The 17179-nt window shown below is 45.1% G+C and carries 14 protein-coding genes, 1 tRNA gene and 1 pseudogene; 9 read left to right on the forward strand and 7 right to left on the reverse strand.

The annotated features are described in order from the left end of the window. Positions 1–113: 113 nt before the first annotated feature. From AAFP14_RS10110 to AAFP14_RS10135, 6 genes are all read left to right on the forward strand, one after another. Entirely contained in the window at positions 114–671 is a 558-nt protein-coding gene (locus AAFP14_RS10110) for a 2'-5' RNA ligase family protein (protein WP_341732132.1), read from the forward strand. Between the two features lie 257 nt (positions 672–928). After that, positions 929–1162, forward strand: a complete 234-nt coding sequence (locus tag AAFP14_RS10115) for a hypothetical protein (RefSeq protein WP_341732133.1) — start codon at positions 929–931, stop codon at positions 1160–1162. A 70-nt stretch (positions 1163–1232) separates the two neighbouring features. Then, on the forward strand, positions 1233–1463 hold the full coding sequence (locus tag AAFP14_RS10120) for a hypothetical protein (protein ID WP_341732134.1): 231 nt from the start codon (positions 1233–1235) through the stop codon (positions 1461–1463). Further along, on the forward strand, positions 1456–1842 hold the full coding sequence (locus tag AAFP14_RS10125) for a type II toxin-antitoxin system VapC family toxin (protein WP_341732135.1): 387 nt from the start codon (positions 1456–1458) through the stop codon (positions 1840–1842). Before AAFP14_RS10120 ends, AAFP14_RS10125 begins: the two co-directional genes overlap by 8 nt. A 106-nt stretch (positions 1843–1948) precedes the next feature. Beyond that, a complete protein-coding gene (locus tag AAFP14_RS10130) occupies positions 1949–2095 on the forward strand; it encodes a hypothetical protein (RefSeq protein WP_341732136.1) in 147 nt (48 codons plus the stop codon). An 80-nt stretch (positions 2096–2175) separates the two neighbouring features. Then, entirely contained in the window at positions 2176–2598 is a 423-nt protein-coding gene (locus tag AAFP14_RS10135) for a hypothetical protein (RefSeq protein WP_341732137.1), read from the forward strand. A gap of 740 nt (positions 2599–3338) precedes the next feature. Here AAFP14_RS10135 and AAFP14_RS10140 read toward each other — a convergent pair. Further along, positions 3339–4616 (reverse strand): ribulose bisphosphate carboxylase small subunit, encoded by a 1278-nt coding sequence (locus AAFP14_RS10140; protein ID WP_341732138.1) that lies wholly within the window; start codon positions 4614–4616, stop codon positions 3339–3341. A 128-nt stretch (positions 4617–4744) separates the two neighbouring features. Here AAFP14_RS10140 and AAFP14_RS10145 point away from each other — a divergent pair, with 128 nt between their 5' ends. Both AAFP14_RS10145 and AAFP14_RS10150 read left to right on the forward strand, forming a co-directional pair. Then, entirely contained in the window at positions 4745–6013 is a 1269-nt protein-coding gene (locus tag AAFP14_RS10145) for an aspartate aminotransferase family protein (RefSeq protein ID WP_341732139.1), read from the forward strand. Positions 6014–6194: 181 nt separating this feature from the next. Further along, the gene (locus AAFP14_RS10150) at positions 6195–9827 is read left to right on the forward strand and encodes a CHAT domain-containing protein (RefSeq protein WP_341732140.1); all 3633 of its coding nucleotides are present in this window, start codon (positions 6195–6197) and stop codon (positions 9825–9827) included. Positions 9828–10139: 312 nt separating this feature from the next. Here AAFP14_RS10150 and AAFP14_RS10155 read toward each other — a convergent pair whose 3' ends face one another. After that, on the reverse strand, positions 10140–10574 hold the full coding sequence (locus AAFP14_RS10155) for a CAAD domain-containing protein (protein ID WP_341732213.1): 435 nt from the start codon (positions 10572–10574) through the stop codon (positions 10140–10142). Positions 10575–11045: 471 nt separating this feature from the next. Continuing rightward, positions 11046–12482 (reverse strand): annotated as a pseudogene (gene gltX / locus AAFP14_RS10160) (glutamate--tRNA ligase); the annotation flags it as partial. Between the two features lie 254 nt (positions 12483–12736). Between gltX and AAFP14_RS10165 the strand changes: the two are divergent. Continuing rightward, positions 12737–13228: a thiol-disulfide oxidoreductase DCC family protein gene (locus AAFP14_RS10165; protein ID WP_341732141.1), complete on the forward strand. Its 492-nt coding sequence runs from the start codon at positions 12737–12739 to the stop codon at positions 13226–13228. A gap of 5 nt (positions 13229–13233) precedes the next feature. Here AAFP14_RS10165 and AAFP14_RS10170 read toward each other — a convergent pair whose 3' ends face one another. The 4 genes from AAFP14_RS10170 to AAFP14_RS10185 form a co-directional block, all read right to left on the reverse strand. Next, a complete protein-coding gene (locus AAFP14_RS10170; protein WP_341732142.1) occupies positions 13234–13899 on the reverse strand; it encodes a Uma2 family endonuclease in 666 nt (221 codons plus the stop codon). Positions 13900–13982: 83 nt separating this feature from the next. Further along, positions 13983–14056: transfer RNA gene (locus tag AAFP14_RS10175), tRNA-Asp, on the reverse strand. A gap of 57 nt (positions 14057–14113) precedes the next feature. After that, positions 14114–15241, reverse strand: a complete 1128-nt coding sequence (locus tag AAFP14_RS10180; RefSeq protein WP_341732143.1) for an esterase-like activity of phytase family protein — start codon at positions 15239–15241, stop codon at positions 14114–14116. An 85-nt stretch (positions 15242–15326) separates the two neighbouring features. Beyond that, positions 15327–17165, reverse strand: coding sequence for a TM0106 family RecB-like putative nuclease (locus AAFP14_RS10185; RefSeq protein ID WP_341732144.1), 1839 nt, complete (start codon positions 17163–17165; stop codon positions 15327–15329). Between the last annotated feature and the right edge of the window lie 14 nt (positions 17166–17179).

Below are 17179 nucleotides of genomic sequence, written 5' to 3' on the forward strand. Positions count from 1 at the left end.
TTATTTGGGATTTTTTATTTTCGATCTTAGATTGGGAATGAGTCAGCGGGCAAGTGGGCCATCACGTCACTGCTCTATGTTCCAGCATCCTTTCTTGAGTGCGATACTATCCTATGAATCCATTAAAACAGAGATTTTTCATTGCTTTGGTGCCACCTCTGGAGATTCAACAGCAGATTACTCAGATTAAAGAGTATTTTGCGGAAAACTACAACAGCCGCCGCGCTTTGCAGTCGCCACCGCACATCACGTTGCAACCTCCTTTTGAATGGGCTGTGGCGGATGTTCCCAAATTGGAGCAATGTTTGAAGGGGTTTGGTGCTGGGCGCTTACCAATTCCGATTACTCTCTCCGGTTTTGCTGCTTTTGCGCCCCGCGTCATTTATGTTGATGTTGTCAAATCGCCGGCATTGCTGGAACTTCAAACAGATTTGATGAGTTATGTTGGGGAAAATTTGGGAATTGTCGATCGCGTTTCTCAGACTCGCTCTTTTGTACCGCATATGACTGTGGCGTTTAGCGATTTAACTAAGCCAAATTTTGATGCTGCTTGGTTGGAATTCAAAGAGCGATCGATCTTTTTTGAGTTTACTGCTGCGGAGTTGATTTTATTGATTCATGATGGTAGTCAGTGGAATGTTGCTACTGAGTTTTTATTTTCGGGGAGTTAGATTTAGGTCGATCGCACTTTGGGATAGCTGTGCTGGGAGCATCCCGATTTTGCATAGGCGAAGCATGACCGCAGACAATTTATTAGCGAGAGACAGAGATTTACAGCGGTCATGCTTCGCCCCTACGAGTATATTTGCAAAACACAGATGCACCCGCTGTGCTTCAGGTACTTTGGGAAGATAAGGGCGATGGCATTTCCCATAATTTTAAAAAGTTGCTATTATTTATTGATAATCCCACAAACTAGGAGATTAAGATGCAAGTCAAAGATATGACAGTTGAGCAACTGAGGGACTTGATTCGGCACACCGTTGAACAGTGCTTGGAAGAATATTTGGGCGATGCTGATGCAGGTTTAGAAGTTAAGGAAGAAGTCAAGCTGAAATTGTTAGAGTCAATGAAGCGGAAACAAGCAGGAGAAAGTAGCATGGAATCTGGGGAAGTTTATCAAAAAATCGGCATGAAGGCGATCGCAATGCAGGGAAGATAAGGGCGATCGTACTTCCTTCGCTCCTAAATTGCTATAATGACAGTCAGCCAAAAATCTCAACATAAAGCCTATGTCTACTTATAGCGAGGTACTGAGTCAGGCTCAAAGTCTCACTCACCAAGAGCAACAGCAACTTTTAGAAGTATTGTCAGCTTTGATGCGCGATCGGGAAACAACCCAAACTCAGGGTAGCAGTGAAAGATTGCCCAGGAAAAATCTAAAGAGATGGCGAGGTTTTTTACCTAAGCGTGTGGATGCTTTGGAATTCCAGTTGCAACTTAGAGCAGAATGGGATGATTAATAAATATCTTCTCGATACCAACATCCTGATTTACTACTTCAATGATGGGCCAGAAGTTCAGCCTATATTTGATGAAATTGAAGCTGGAGATGCAGAGGCACTTTACTGTCCGATTAGTTGGGTGGAGTTACTTTGTTACCCGGCATTGACAGAAGAACAAGCGAATGAGATGCGAGAATTTTTGAGGCTTCTTAAGTGCGTATCATTGACAGAAGCAGTTTTAGATAGTGCAGCCCAAATTCGTAGAGATTATCGCTTGAAATTAGGTGATGGTGTAATTGCAGCTTGTGCTTTAGTTGAGGGATGTGTTTTGGTGACTCGCAATGCTAAGGATTTTAAGCGTGTTAATGGGTTAACTATATTGAATCCATTTGATTAGGTAAAAGAAGGGGCGATCGCGCTTTGGGAAGATAAGGGCGATCGCATTTCCCTAGCTCCTAAATTGCTATAATGACAATCAGCCCAAAAATCTTAATGCAGAGTCTATGTCTACTTACAGCACGGTACTGACTCAGGTTTTAAAACTTGCACCAGATGAGCAAATGCGACTCATCTCTGAATTATTTGCACATATTCGTCAACGCATGATTCTATCACCCAAGCGCAGTATTTTAGAATTAGACTGTTGTTGAATTAACTCCAGATATTGCTGAGACAGCGGCACAACTGAGAGCAACTTACAAGAAGTTTGGGAGAAGCTGCTAAAGAGATTTTGAGATCGCAAAAGTTAGCCGATGAGGAAACATGGTCAACTTTGATTGACATTTATCAAGGCAATCCCCTATGGTTGGAGTTGACTGCAACCCTGATTCGAGAGTTATTTGGGGGGAGAGTTGCGGAGTTTTTGCAGTGCGAAATGCCGATTTTAGATGAAGGGTTGCAATTTCAATTATCTCAACCTTTTGGGCGTTTGACTGCGGCAGAGTTGGCGGTGATGGTTCACCTGGCTAATCAAGCTGAACCTGTTGCTGTGTCTCATTTTTTTAACCAAATACCGTTTTCGCCGTCTGAAATAGTTAATGCAGTGCGATCTCTGGGAAGTCGGTTTTTATTGGATGCTGTAGAAGAGGAAAAGATAACTTTGTTTAGTTTGAATTCTGTGTTGAAACAGTATGTTATCTCTATGTCTATATAACCGGATTTTTTTACCACAGAGGGCGCAGAGAACGCAGAGAGCGATGTCGCACGATCGAATATATATTGCCTGTAGGGGCGGGTTTTACAGATAATATTTGAGTCGGACAAAGCATCTAGATAAACCCGCCCCCACCACATCGATGTCGCACGATCGCATAGATATTACCTGTAGGGGCGGGTTTTACAGATAATATTTGAGTCGGACAAAGCATCTAGATAAACCCGCCCCCACCACATCGATGTCGCACGATCGCATAGATATTACCTGTAGGGGCGGGTTTTACAGATAATATTTGAGTCGGACAAAGCATCTAGATAAACCCGCCCCCACCACACCAATAACCCACATCAACCTTAATTTGGAATGGCGATTTGTCGTTGGGGGGGGGGCGGGTTTTTGAGGTTTGTCGATTTTTGTCATTGATTTGTCGTTGGGGTGGGGCGGGTTTTTGAGATTGTCGATTTTTGTCATTAATGGTTGGTAAAACCCGCCCCTACAGCGATTTGTCGTTGGGGGGGCGGGTTTTTGAGGTTGGTCAATTTTTATCATTAATGGTTGGTAAAACCCGCCCCTACAGCGATTTGTCGTTGGGGGGGCGGGTTTTTGAGGTTGGTCAATTTTTATCATTAATGGTTGGTAAAACCCGCCCCTACAGCGATTTGTCGTTGGGGGGGCGGGTTTTTGAGGTTGGTCAATTTTTATCATTAATGGTTGGTAAAACCCGCCCCTACAGCCTTTTAACTATTCGGCCGCTGAATGATGGTTTCAACTACCCTGCGCTTGGCTTTTGGATCGATGCCTATTAGTCGCACGTATTCGCCACCGTGCTCCGCTAAACAAGTTTCCAAAGATGCAATCACTTGCTGTTCCTGTGCGCTTTGAATGGTGGCGCAACTTTGCCATGAACCTGTTTTAAATCGGCGATTGTCTGCATATTCTATCCCGATTTTGCAGCCTCTTGTTAATAATTGTTGCACTTGTGCCAAGACTTCGGAACTGAGCCGCGAAACCTTACTGTTACTAACTTCGGCAACTGGTGCAGCATAGGCTTTATAATATTTAGATGATGGATCGTTTAATTGACTTTGAGTCGGAACTTCGGCGGGTGGTTTTTCCGGTGTTTTTAGATTGAACAACCGCGATTGGTTGTATTCATCGACTAAGCGCATTTCCTGAATCCGCTTTTGTTGGCCTACCATCAAACTGCCCATTTCTATTAAATGAGCGAGGCTGAAATTTGGGTTTTGAAAGCCGGGTGGTTCTTCCACACTGTTTACTAAACGCTTGGAAACTTTCTCGATTCCTATTTTGTGAATGAACTCGCGAATCTGTTCGTCATAAATGCGCGATCGCAATGCACTGAAAAAGTCGATCGCCTGTTCGGAAAATTTATCCACCAACGCCACAATGTCGGCTTTCGATAAATTGTCAGACTCAAAAATGCCGCCCACAACCCCAATTTTATCATCGCGGCTCGGTTCCCAATAAAACTTCTCCATCCGCCCGTCGCGAATCAGTGGGGCGTACAGCGTGGCAAAGTCGTTTCCAGTCACAATAATCGGCACTCTATGCAAGGGAGTATCGTCATAACTTCCCGGTAACTGCACGTTATGTGGATTGTCAGCAATATTCATCAGAGTGGCATTGACCATCTGAGTATTAACGGTATACTGAGTAGTGGAATCGAATCTGCCAGCACCAGCATCCAAATCATTAATAAACACAGCGCACATTTCCCCGCGCACCCGAATTTGTTCCGCCGCTTCCCGATAGCGCAAGCGAATTAAACGCGAAGGATCTCCGGCATCGGGACTTTCTAATTCGCCTCCAGATATCATCACGGGTTCAAAACCCATGCGCCGAAAAACCAGTTCGCATTGAAATGTTTTGCCTTCTCCTTTGCGGCCGTGAATTCCCAATATTAGGGGAACTCTCACACCTGGTAAATTTAAAAAATTCTTAGTGACGTGCACCGCAACTTTGTCGAGAAAACTAGGAGAAATGTAATAACTCATCAGTAGATTTGTGGAAGATTAATTGCTTTTGCTGTTATGATTTTATGACAAAACTAACAGCCTACATCGTTAAACTGGATTTTTACCGTACAATCGAGACCTGCACATAATTTTTTAAGGAGCAATTCGTGAGTCCACAAACCTTACTAAAAGAACCCTTAGTCCAATCCGAAGCTAGTCCGTTTAGTTCCGAGAGCTTTGATAAATATGTAATGACAACCTACGGGCGCTTTCAAATCGCCTTAGAACGGGGCGAAGGTTGCCGTGTTTGGGATACCCAAGGCCGCGAATATCTGGATTTTGTCGCTGGCATTGCGACTTGTACTCTGGGACACGCTCATCCGGCTCTAATTGAGGCTGTAACGAAGCAAATTCAAACGCTACACCACGTTTCTAACCTTTATTATATTCCAGTACAGGGTGAGCTGGCACATTGGCTGGTAGACCATTCTTGTGCCGATCGCGTTTTCTTTTGCAACTCCGGCGCAGAAGCTAATGAAGCAGCGATTAAACTCGCCCGCAAGTATGCTCACGAAAAATTAAATATCTCTAATCCCACCATCATCACCGCCCATGCTAGTTTCCACGGGCGCACCCTGGCGACAATTACTGCAACGGGACAGCCGAAATACCAAAAGGGTTTTAGTCCTCTGATGCCGGGGTTTCATTACGTGCCCTACAATGACATTGCTGCCCTGGAACAGGCGATCGCAGAACTGGACAAAGATGAACGCCAAGTAGCTGCCATTATGATGGAAGCGCTGCAAGGAGAAGGTGGAGTTCGCCCCGGTGATGTCGCTTACTTCCAACGAATTCGGGAAATTTGCGACGAAAAAGGTATCTTGCTGATTCTCGATGAAGTGCAAGTCGGAATGGGACGCAGTGGTAAATATTGGGGCTACGAAAATCTCGGTATTGAGCCGGATATCTTTACTTCTGCTAAGGGCTTGGGTGGCGGTATCCCGATCGGCGCTATGATGTGCAAATCGAGCTGCGATGTATTTGAACCAGGAAGTCACGCTAGCACCTTCGGCGGCAATCCCTTTGCTTGTGCTGTGGCTTTGTGCGTTTGCCAAACTTTAGAACGGGAAAATATTCTCGAAAATGTGCAGCAACGCGGGGAACAGTTGAGAGATGGACTCAACAAGATGGCCGCCCAATATCCCAATTTAATCGCTGATGTGCGGGGCTGGGGGTTGATTAATGGTCTGGAATTACAAGCTGATATCCCCCTCACATCCGCTGATATCGTGAAATCGGCGATCGCCGCTGGTGTGCTGTTAGTTCCCGCAGGACCGAAAGTGCTGAGGTTTGTGCCGCCACTGATTGTGACAGAGGCTGAAGTAGCCCAAGCTTTGGCAGCCGTCGAAAAAGCCCTTGCTTCCCAATCGGTTTAGTAAATCGACTGTTGTTTGTAATAGCAACACCATTGAGTTGATTCGGAATTTGATAGTTTTGAGGGGCTTCTTCCCAGTCTTGCTAAGCTGGGGGAAGCCTTTGTTTATATTTCCCGATTTCCTGATTTAATTGGCTGCACGGGGGAGTAATCCTATCGTTAATAGTTCGGCGGAATTCACGATGGACGAACAGCGTCGCAAAACTGATCTTAATATGCTCCGAGCGCTGCTGGAAAATCCTGGGGACTCAGGAACAGATTTGATTTTGAAGATTAACTCAAAGTCGATCGACTCTGAGTCTGTGGAAACGCTGTACTTAGAAGTGCCGCCACTGACACCAGAAGGTTTAGTCAAAGCGGCAAAATTTTTTCAGAGGGTGATTGCACCCTTAGAGCAAGCGCGGGAAAATGCTCAATTACCAGCCACCCCCCAAGCCTATCTCACTTTTTTAGCAGAAGTATTGCAGACAGTCAGCCGCAGCCCTGACTTGCACCAAGTCTACCCCCTGCTGAGAAATAATTTAGACAAACTTGACCAGAACTTCGCCCAACTACTGCGCCAGTGGGCTAGTTCGGTACTACCGGGGGCTACCTCCGTTGAGACAAGACGCCTAGGCGCCCTGATTGGCAATTTGAGCAAGGCCATCGGGCGGTTTCCCCTGGGTAATAAGGCAAATAATTTGGAAATTGAAATAGCAGGTTATGAAACAGTAGCTAAGGTGTTTACTCGCTCTTATTTTCCCCAAGATTGGGCGGTGCTGCAAAATAACCTGGGTAATGCTTACAGCGATCGCCTTAAGGGCGATCGGGCCCAAAATCTGGAACAGGCCATCGCTTGTTTTAAAAATGCTCTACAAGTTCGGACTCCCGAAAAGTACCCCGAACAGTGGGCGATGCTGCAAAACAATCTGGGTAATGCTTACACCGATCGTCTCCGGGGAGATCCCGCAGATAATCAGGAGAAGGCGATCGATTGCTATCAAAATGCCTTGCAAGTCCGCACCCGCGAGATTTTCGGCGGAGAGTGGGCCAGCACTCAAAATAATCTCGGCCGCGCTTACAGTCGCCGACTCCGAGGAGACAGGGCCCAAAATTTGGAACTGGCGATCGCTTGCTACTACAATGCCTTGCAAGTCTACAACCGCAAGTTGTCTCCCCGCCGCTGGGCCACAACTCAAAATAATTTGGCTAATGCTTATTGCGCTCGTCTACGGGGAAATCGAGCCGAAAACCTGGAATACGCTATCAACTGTTATCAAAGAGCTCTGGAAATACGGACTAGGGAAGGTTTTCCCGTTCAATGGGCGACGACTCAAAGTAATTTGGGTAGGGTATTTATCGATCGCATCAAAGGTGACAGAATCGAAAATTTGGAAATGGCGATCGCCTGCTATCTTGATGCTTTACAAGTTCATACTAGGCAAAAATTTCCCGAACGATGGGCGACACTACAAACTTACCTGGGCAAAGCCTACAGCCTACGAGTCAAAGGTGAAAAAGCTGACAATATCGAATTAGTAATTAGTTGCTATCAAAATGCTTTGCTCTTTTGCAATCGCCAAAAGTTTCCTGAACGTTGGGCGATGTTGTGCGCTTACCTTGGCCGCGCTTTGAGCGAACATCTCAAAGGGGAAAGAAACCGCAATCTCAAAAGTGCGATCGCCTGCTATCAAAATGCTTTGAAAGTATACACTCGCAAAAACTCTCCAGAGCGTTGGGCGATGCTGCAAAACCATTTGGGTCAAGCTTTTTGTGAATTGACGGATACTGAAAGCTCATCTCACCTTCAAACGGCGATCGCCTGTTATCACAATGCAGGCCAAGTCTACACTCGCGAAACTTATCCCCACCGCTGGGCTCAAACTTTGTTTTATTTGGGTCAGGCTCACCGACTTAACGGTCAATTGCTCCGAGCTTACAGTGTTTTTGCTGCTGCTGTCGATACTGTAGAATTCTTGCGCTGCGAAGCTACGGTTGATTTGTGTGATGCCGGCGATCGATCGATTCCCCAGAACCTAAAATTGACTCGCACCTGGACTCGACTCTACAAAGCCCTGGTACAAGTTTGCCTGGAACTGGGCGCAACTAAACCGGGCTATTATGCCAAAGCGCTGGAATACACAGAACGCCACAAAGCTCTGAATTTGGTAGAACTGCTGGTGAAATGCCAACTAACTCCTAAAGGCGACATCCCCCCAATCATTCGAGAGGAGTTGGAGTGCTTGCGACGGGAAATTATGGCCCAACAGCAGCACCAAGAACAGGGAGTTACTGATGGTGTTAGTGTCCTGATTTCCCCTGGGGATGATAGCCAAGGTTTGAACGGTGGTTCCCTCTTGGGGAACTCGGATTGTACGCACCTCAATCAACTCTGGCAGCAGTTGGACGGGTTGATTGCTGGGGAAGTGGAGCCAAAAGACCCTTTCTTGAGTTTAGTTCGTAAAGTTCAACCGATCGGGTTTGAACAAATTCGGGAATTGTTACCGGATGACAATTGTGCTGCGGTAGTGTGGGCTAGTTTGGGGGAGGTATTGGTCGCTTTTGTGATTCTGAGTGATGCCCAATATCCCGCTGTACACGTATGTTCGACTAAAAATGCTTTGGATCTCGAAAATTGGATATTAGAGTACCATAGCGCTTATTCTGACCAAAAAGGTCGCTGGATCAATCAGCTCCAGGGTAGACTCAACCGCTTGGCCACTTTGCTGGAAATAGACCAAGTAGTTTCCCTGGTGCCGGAAAATTGCGATCGGCTAATTTTTGTACCACACCGATTTTTACACGGTTTGCCCCTCCACGGTTTGCCCCTGGGGATGGGAGAGTTATTTTTTGAGGGCGCGACAAATTCTAGGTTTCCCGGAGTCGATCGTACCGGTTCGGATTTGGATACCCTCATCGGTTCAGACTTTTCTCAAGGTTCGGCTTTTAGCAACCTACAACCACCTGGTACTTATTTGATCGATCGATTTGTCGGAGGAATTCGTTATGCTCCTACCTGTCAGCTATGGCGGTTGACACAAATTACCCGCAGCGCTGCTATTGGTAGATATCGACCCCGATTGCAGCAACTGGTAGCAGTTCCCAATTTTAATAAAGATGGTCTCTACAGCAATATTGAAGTCGCCCATATTTGCCAATATTTTTCCAGTGCGGAAGTTTTGCGTCCTAAGCAGATAAATAAACAAGCTGTTAAGAGTGCTGTTGCTGCTAATCTGCATGGGGATGTAGCAGTAACAACAGGACAGTTATCCTCGAAAAAAGTCGCTCATTTTGCTTGTGTAGCCTTGCAGAATTTGGCTTCACCTCTGAAATCATGTTTGTCTTTTCAAGATGATTGTTTGACTTTAGAAGAAATCTTTAATTGGGATTTTCGGCAATACTTTTTAGTCACTTTATCGGCTTGCGAAAATGACAAAAGTGTAGTCAGCCATGATGGTGACTGTGTGGGATTTGCGGCGGCATTGCTCTATGCTGGCACATCTACTGTTGTCAGCAGTCTGTGGAAGGTAAATGATGTTTCGACGCTGTTGCTGATGAGCAAATTTTATGAAAATCTGGCCAATTTTCCAAGGTTGCAAACGGGAGATGTGGCTAACGCCCTCAATCATGCTCAAAGGTGGCTGCGAGATTTGAATGGCGAGGATTTGGATCTGCTGCTGGCTGACTTTCAACCTCAAATTTCCCAAATGTTCGACAGACTTCCTCAAAGTTCTCGGCTTAGTGCTGAAGCTTCTTTGCAACAAATTCGTAACCGCAAGCCTCATCCTTTTGCTAATCCTTATTACTGGGCAGCATTTACGGCTGCTGGGGTTTAGTTATTGGTTATTGGTTATTGGTTATTGGTTATTGGTTATTGGTTATTTGTTATATCAAATCCGGTAGCATCTGAATTATTAATATCTCTATTTTCTCTCTCTGTGTTCTCTGTGTTCTCTGTGGTTAAATCATTCCGATACAACCATAAACGATATTATTCGGTATTGATTATTAGTTGGTTCCTATTACTAATATCAAATTTACTTGCCCCAGGCAGGATTCCGATAACAAATAAATTAAAAACCCGACACCGACAAATTACTTAAAATTATCAGTATCGGGTACAAATTCAACAATTTACCAGCAAAAGTTTAGGACTTTTTGCCAAAAACTTGTTCTTTTATGGCTTGAATTTCTTGACCTAATTGTTGACGGTTGGAAGAACGCAACAAATACCGATAGACAAACCATATGGTATATCCAATACCTATTAGCTCAAAAGTAGGTGCTAACAGAGGAATGTCATTGAGTTCGTCTACTACGCCCAAAAGCACTTTCAAAGAGATAATCGAGGCAAAAATTAAACCCACGACTGTCAGCGGACTTTTGTACTGCTCGTAAAAAGCGCCGATGTAAGCAGGAAGCTCAGACAAAATTGAGATCACTTGTTCTTTGATCTGCTGAGCTTGACTGGGAGGCTCTTCGGTGACAGTAACTTTGGTGGTACCGATCGAACTTTCACTCTCATTACTCGTTGTAATTTCGGTGACGATCGTAGTTGTTTCTGGTTCGTTTGATGAAGTCATTTCTCCACTCGCAATAGTTTTTGGTTGATTGGCCGCAGGTAGTATTTCAACTGCTGCTACCACTGTTGTAACAGGCGATATTTCGACTGCTGCAACAGACGATTCGACTGTTTCCACCGTTGGTGCTTCGACTACTGTAACTTCTACTGCTGGTTCAACAGTCGGGGGTTCGACTGCTGTAACTTCGACTGGTGGTTCAACTACCGGGGTTTCGACGGTTTCGTCCACCGCAGTTGCGACTCCTGAAACCTCTGGTGCTGATGATGGTTCACCCACCGGAGTTTCGACTGCTGTAACTTCCACTGCTGGTTCTGTAACCGAGGTTTCGATAGTTTCAATAGTCGGTGTTGCGACTGTTGAAATCTCTACTGCTTGGTGTTCCAGGGCGGGAGTTTCAGGAGGAGTTTCGGCTTTTGAGGTTTCTGGGGTAGGAGTTTGGGTAACTGCACCAACAACGGGTAAATTCAAGTTATTAAGAGCTGTTTGTAAGCGGTCTCGATCCGTTCCTCGCTGGTGAAGGATTACCCAAGATTCTATCAGGTCGGGGCCGTGCATTGCGCCGGTCAAAGCCGCTCGGAGCGATCGCATAATTAGCCCTTTGTTAAGATTTTTCTCTTTACTGAGCTTTTTAGTGATTTTCTGAGCTTCGGCTGATGTCAGCGTTGCATGACTTTCCACAACTTCTAGAACAGCTTGCAAAGCTTCTGATACCTTTGGTTGCTGCAATTGTGCGATCGCCTCTTCTTCATATTCCACCCCTGTGGAGAAGAATACCTTGCACATATCAACAGCATCGGTGAGCCGCACGAGACTCTGACTAACTAAAGCAGCTATTTGTTCGAGCCAAGGGCGATCGGCCACATCATCAAACTCATAACCAGCTTTCTGCCAATAAGGTATCAGTAAATCAGTCAATTGTGGCACCGGCATTTTGTGCAGGTATTGACTATTGAGCCAATTTAGTTTATCCCAATCAAATTTTGCCCCAGCTTTATTAACTCGATCGCAATTAAATACTGTGGCTGCTTCGGACAATGTAAATATTTCTTGCGTAGAATCCGGCGGAGTCCAACCAAGCAAAGTCATGTAATTGACCAAAGCTTCCGGGAGATAACCCATATCTTTAAAGTCAGAAATCGACGTCACCCCATCCCGTTTAGAAAGTTTTTGCCCTTGAGAATTTAAAATCAGCGGCGTGTGGGCAAATTCTGGGATTGTCGCGCCCAAAGCTTCGTAGAGCAAAATTTGTTTGGGAGTATTACCAATATGATCTTCACCACGAATGACGTGACTAATCGCCATATCGATATCATCAACGACTACAGCGAGGTTGTAGAGAGGTTGACCAATGTCGCCGGTGGTGGAAGCCCTAGCAATTACCATATCCCCGCCGAGGTCGCTACCTTTCCAACTCACAGTGCCGCGGACCATATCTTGCCAAGATATAGTGCGATCGTCGTCAATCATGAAACGAATCACAGCTTGCCGCCCTTCGGCTTCAAAAGCTTGTCGCTGTTCGGCGGTGAGATGGCGGTGGCGATTATCATAGCGAGGAGCCTGCTTGTTGGCTTTTTGTGCTTCCCGCATTTCGTCTAGTTCCGCCGAGGTGGTGTAGCAGCGGTAGGCGAGTCCTTTATCCAGGAGAGTTTGGACAGTTTGTCGGTAGATGTCCAAACGCTGAGACTGGAAAGAAGGGCCTTCATCCCAGTTCATTCCCAGCCAAGTGAGTCCTTCGAGGATATTGTCGGTGTATTCACTTTTGGAACGTTCTAAGTCTGTGTCTTCTACCCGCAGGATAAATTTGCCGCCTTGGTTACGGGCAAACAGCCAGTTAAATACGGCGGTTCGGGCGGTACCGATGTGGAGGTTTCCGGTGGGACTGGGGGCTAGACGGACTCTGACGTTCATGTAGATTTTTGCTTTTAGATTGGGTGCGAGTTACTGGCGCTTGACTTTGCTGTTGCTCAGAATACAAATTTTAGTATATGTGGCATCTTGTTGATAGTAGCATTGGGGGCGATCGATCCTAAATAGTCCTAGAGACAGAAACCCGGTTTTTTACCTTTTTACGAGCGTCCTCTGTGGTTCAATCCTCAAAAACCATTTTTTCGGTAAAATACTAATGCGCGTCTGTTTCTGCTCCCAGCGATCGCCTTTTACCCATGTCTACTGCCCAAACTGAACACCCCGAATCTGTCGAAATTAAGCCTCTACCATCCTGGAAAATTAAGCTTCTCTACGACGGTGAATGCCCTCTGTGCGTGCGAGAAGTCAATTTTTTGCAGAAACGGGATGGCGGTCGAGGTTTGGTAGCCTTTGTGGATATTGCGGAGGATGACTACAACCCCGAATCCCACGGCGGCATCGACTACGAAACGGCGATGGGGCGGATTCATGCGGTGTTACCCGACGGTAGCACAGTTAAAAATGTAGAGGTTTTCCGGCGCATCTACGAGATTTTGGGGATGGGCTGGGTGTATGCTGTGACTAAATTGCCAATTGTTGGGGCGATCGCCAATTGGCTGTACGGAATTTGGGCTCATTGGCGGCTACCATTGACAGGAAGGCCCCCTTTAGCTACGGTTATGGGCGATCGAACTAAACGCCTGGAGTGCAATAATCCGAGTCGTTGTCGGGTGAATGACGATACTTAAATTAACTAAGGTTGTTGATTTTCGGGCGATCGCAACTGCTCGCTCACCCATTGACGCAAAGAGCGAATTATGGCATTATCATCTTGAGTTTCTGCCATCTGCAAAAGTTGATTGAGCATTGCTACAGAAAGAATCGGAAATGTCGGACTGCGATCGCAGCTAATATATTCTCGGTTTTGCAATTGATAAATTTGTACAGTTTGCAATCGATACCGCCAAACTTCAGGAATTCCTAGCTGTGTATAAACTACAAATCGATTAGAAGAGGGACTGGTAATATCAACTTCAATCACCAAGTCTGGGGGGGGATCTGTTGAGATGTCAAGTCTTTTCCCTAGAATGCGATCGACATTTTGAATATAAAAACAAGAATCCGGCTCTGCACCTTGTTCTAAATCTTCACGGTTGAGAGTCGTCGAACCAAACCCCTTAATCTTCAAGTCTAACTCCTCTGTTAAAGCTGTAACAATCCGTTTCAGCAAACAGTTAATAATTTCATGCAAGTCTGATGGCATGATAATTTCTAGGACTCCTTGAGAATAAGAAAGTAGCGAAGATCTTTTGTCTCCCATTTCTGTTAGTAAACTTTTGTAAGTCTGCCAACTGATATGAGATAATATTACCCGTTGTGTAGTTTTTTCCGTTGAGGGGTTAATGGGCGTAACAATCATATGTTGCGGCTCCTTAATCCTGAGAATAACTAATCAAAAGTTTAAAATTTTTACCTTCGATTTATATTCGATTTACGAGAGAACGGGACAGACGGGGCTCGAACCCGCAACTTCCGCCGTGACAGGGCGGTGCTCTAACCAATTGAACTACTGTCCCTCGTTTTTGCCTTTCTTTCAGGCACAATTTCTATTATGCTTATAACCGTACCGTTTGTCAAGAGGTTTTTTGAACTTTTATTTTGAAGCCCAAAATCTGAGTCTCCTGCAACGGACTGAAGTTGTTGTCACTCACCAAAATCAGACCAATGCTACCATCGCCTAACACCGGGCCCAATGTCAACCCCTCAATATTATCCAGGGGGACTTTCAGGGTTTCCAAGTTTAGCAGCAGCCGTTTTTGAGCGGGAGACACCTCGCCAGGAGGGCTTTTGAGGCTTTCGACTCCGAAGGTGCGATCGCTCTTTTCCAGAGAAATCTCAAACAGTTTGATGCTAGTTCCCGTTTCCAGAGAGAAACCACGCTCTAAACTCACCAAGCGATTTTCGTCGATCGCGAGTAAATCCACTAAACCATTAGCCGTTAATTTTCCCGCAGGATTAGCGCCCGCTGGTAGCGGTTCAGTGATGTAAAGGAATTCTCGCCCTAAATTGCCACTAACAGCATCATATCGCAAAATCCGGCACGGAGTACCACTTTGCAGCGAAGGTACTGCGCCATCTTGAACCAAGGCATTTTCTGTGGCTGTAAATAGATATTTTTTGTCTGGCGTCAAAGTCAAACTTTCAAATGCTAGATTGTTGCGGATACCTTTAGTCCCTTTGTCATCGGGCAAAAACAGGTCAGGAATTGACAGAGTTTTGAGCAGCTTACCATCTAGGGAGAATTCTTTGATGAAGGGATTGATTTGGCGATCGACATCACCCTCAGAAGAAACAAATAGACTGTTACCAGTAAAAGCAATCCCTTCAGGATCTAAACTTAATTCAGGAAAACTCTTGCCGTTTTCATCTAATAAAGTTGTTACCTCACTAAAAACAACTTGCTCTTTTTCCAGCTTACCAGATTGCAAGTTAATTTTGAGAGAATAGAAACGTGCCGGAGCCTTGATGCTGCGGTCATCTGATATAGCATAATAAACTTGTTTGTCAGCATCATAAGTAATTCCCGAAAGTCCACCAATTTCCGTCCCCCCAAACAGAGAACCCGTCGGAAAAATCGCCCTACCGATAAAATCTATTTGAGTTACAGCAAAAGATTGAGCAGAAAGATTCATCAAAATAACAGCAGCCGCTGCCACCAAAAAACAGACAATAAATATAGTTACTTTTGCTAGCTTGCGCATTTTCCGAATAAATACATTATTACCTATCTTCTTCCCTTTCTTCCTTCGCGCCCTTAGCGTCTTCGCGGTTCGTTAAATCATAAATTCAAGGTTTATGATTTAGCAAAAAATTGGTTAACCAATCCTTAACCACATAAGTAGCACGACAATCATCCTCATTGTAGCGGACGATCGCCTCCAAGAGAGAGCGATCGCCAGTTTGCAACCACTCCTCGTACCAACAGACACACTGAGCACCATTAGCCTTAGCATCTCGCCACTCAAAACCCAGCCAACGGGCGATGGGTTTAAGCGCATAACTTTCTACCGGCATAATCGCCTTTTGGGTTACATATTTATGGATATCCACAAACCGCTTCAGCACAGGTTTCCATAAATAAACTGGCGTGTTGTAAAGTTTAGCTAATCGCTTGAAAGTCTTAATTTCGTAGTCGCAGAAGTGGAAAATCGGAGCAATGGGATAAGTCCACATCAATTCTAAAAATTGTGACCATGCTACTCCTTCTTCTGCGGCACTTTCCGCCAAAAACGAGTAGTATTTTTCAGTGTTATTATACCTATCAATGACTAAAACTCCGTGGAGATAATCGAGATTTAATTCTGGTTCTGCTTCTATATCGAAATAGATCTCGATGGGTGCGATCGGCAAAAACACCGATTGGGAATAAGGAATTGGTTTCTGGCGGAGAATCGGCGGAGGTACAGAAAGTTTAGCCTGTTTATTTTTCGTAGATGATTTATCGACTTCGAGCAAATAAACCGGGTTTTTTACCGAATTTGCGGGCTGCAACGAAGTATTTTGGTAAGAAAAACCAGTTTCTATACTCCCATTATTTTCTGATTTCTCAATAGCGATGTTATTCAAAATATTGTCTGCAATATTTGGTACTATTTCAGATTGGCTATCTGCGGCATAATTCTCACTTCCTTCTTCCTTCTTCCTTCTTCCTTCTTCCCGCACAAATGGCTGATTCAAAAAAGTCGATCGCGCTTGCTGCACCACATCGACAGCTACTCCCGCGACAAACTCAGGATAACTCGCTAATAAATCGGAATTAGCATTAGCCAAAGATTCTAAATCTGTCAATCCGAGAACTTTTAAGGTAGCATATCGCTTAGCCGTAACTCCCGGCAATAGCGACAGGTGTTTAATAGATGTGGCTTCCTCATGACAAGTGCTATACCAAGTGCAAAGAGTACACTTTTGACGGGAGATAAAAACTTCTGGTTTCGCCTTACTTTTTAACATTTTAATGCACTCATCCAACATCTCAAACATCTGAGGCATTCGCTGATGGAGATTCACCGCCCAAAGTCCTTTTGTGCGCAGCATTAACCACCCATTATCAGGCATAGTTCCCTGGACAGAAGCTAACAATTGTGCGTGAAAAGCTGCAATAATTTGATAGTCTAGTTTTGGTCGCTTGCTGAGCCAAATATCTGCCGTCGCATAACTCCAGTCGCCAAATTTAGAAGTACCAGGCTGTTTGATTAATAAATGCGGGCGGCTGACGAAGGTGATTGCCAAAGAGTGTAGAATAGAGGAGGAAAGGTGAACAGGAGTTTCGGGAATTTCGCCGATGTCTGGCAAATATTGACGCTCAATTCCTAAAAGAGAATCTGTTTCACCATTGGTTTTGCCTAATTCACCTTGGTAAAGCACCCCTCGATAAATGCGATCGACTCCTTGCTGCATTAAACTTAAAGTAGCCGCCGCCCCAGCCGCCCAATCCCCTCTAGGATAAGATGGTTGTTGGTAACTATCTGATTCTAAAGTTTCCTGCTGGTATGTGGCGCTGTCACGCATCAATTTTAGCAGAAAATCGCTTGGTGGATCTTGTTGTTTCCAGTCTCCGCAACTGTCTAAAAATGCTCGGAGATTGCATCGCTGATAGGAAAGTAGCAGTTTGTCAGTTATTAACATTTAGTGTTAGCAGA

It is taken from the genome of Microcoleus sp. EPA2 (assembly GCA_020882975.1).
Lineage (GTDB): Bacteria > Cyanobacteriota > Cyanobacteriia > Cyanobacteriales > Microcoleaceae > Microcoleus.

What these genes read in the sequence shown, in the direction of transcription:
- AAFP14_RS10110 (WP_341732132.1), top strand. Translation starts at nt 114, where the DNA reads ATGAATCCATTAAAACAGAGATTTTTCATTGCTTTGGTGCCACCTCTG.
- AAFP14_RS10115 (WP_341732133.1), top strand. Translation starts at nt 929, where the DNA reads ATGCAAGTCAAAGATATGACAGTTGAGCAACTGAGGGACTTGATTCGG.
- AAFP14_RS10120 (WP_341732134.1), top strand. Translation starts at nt 1,233, where the DNA reads ATGTCTACTTATAGCGAGGTACTGAGTCAGGCTCAAAGTCTCACTCAC.
- AAFP14_RS10125 (WP_341732135.1), top strand. Translation starts at nt 1,456, where the DNA reads ATGATTAATAAATATCTTCTCGATACCAACATCCTGATTTACTACTTC.
- AAFP14_RS10130 (WP_341732136.1), top strand. Translation starts at nt 1,949, where the DNA reads ATGTCTACTTACAGCACGGTACTGACTCAGGTTTTAAAACTTGCACCA.
- AAFP14_RS10140 (WP_341732138.1), bottom strand. Translation starts at nt 4,616, where the DNA reads ATGAGTTATTACATTTCTCCTAGTTTTCTCGACAAAGTTGCGGTGCAC.
- AAFP14_RS10150 (WP_341732140.1), top strand. Translation starts at nt 6,195, where the DNA reads ATGGACGAACAGCGTCGCAAAACTGATCTTAATATGCTCCGAGCGCTG.
- AAFP14_RS10155 (WP_341732213.1), bottom strand. Translation starts at nt 10,574, where the DNA reads ATGACTTCATCAAACGAACCAGAAACAACTACGATCGTCACCGAAATT.
- AAFP14_RS10165 (WP_341732141.1), top strand. Translation starts at nt 12,737, where the DNA reads ATGTCTACTGCCCAAACTGAACACCCCGAATCTGTCGAAATTAAGCCT.
- AAFP14_RS10170 (WP_341732142.1), bottom strand. Translation starts at nt 13,899, where the DNA reads ATGATTGTTACGCCCATTAACCCCTCAACGGAAAAAACTACACAACGG.
- AAFP14_RS10180 (WP_341732143.1), bottom strand. Translation starts at nt 15,241, where the DNA reads ATGCGCAAGCTAGCAAAAGTAACTATATTTATTGTCTGTTTTTTGGTG.
- AAFP14_RS10185 (WP_341732144.1), bottom strand. Translation starts at nt 17,165, where the DNA reads ATGTTAATAACTGACAAACTGCTACTTTCCTATCAGCGATGCAATCTC.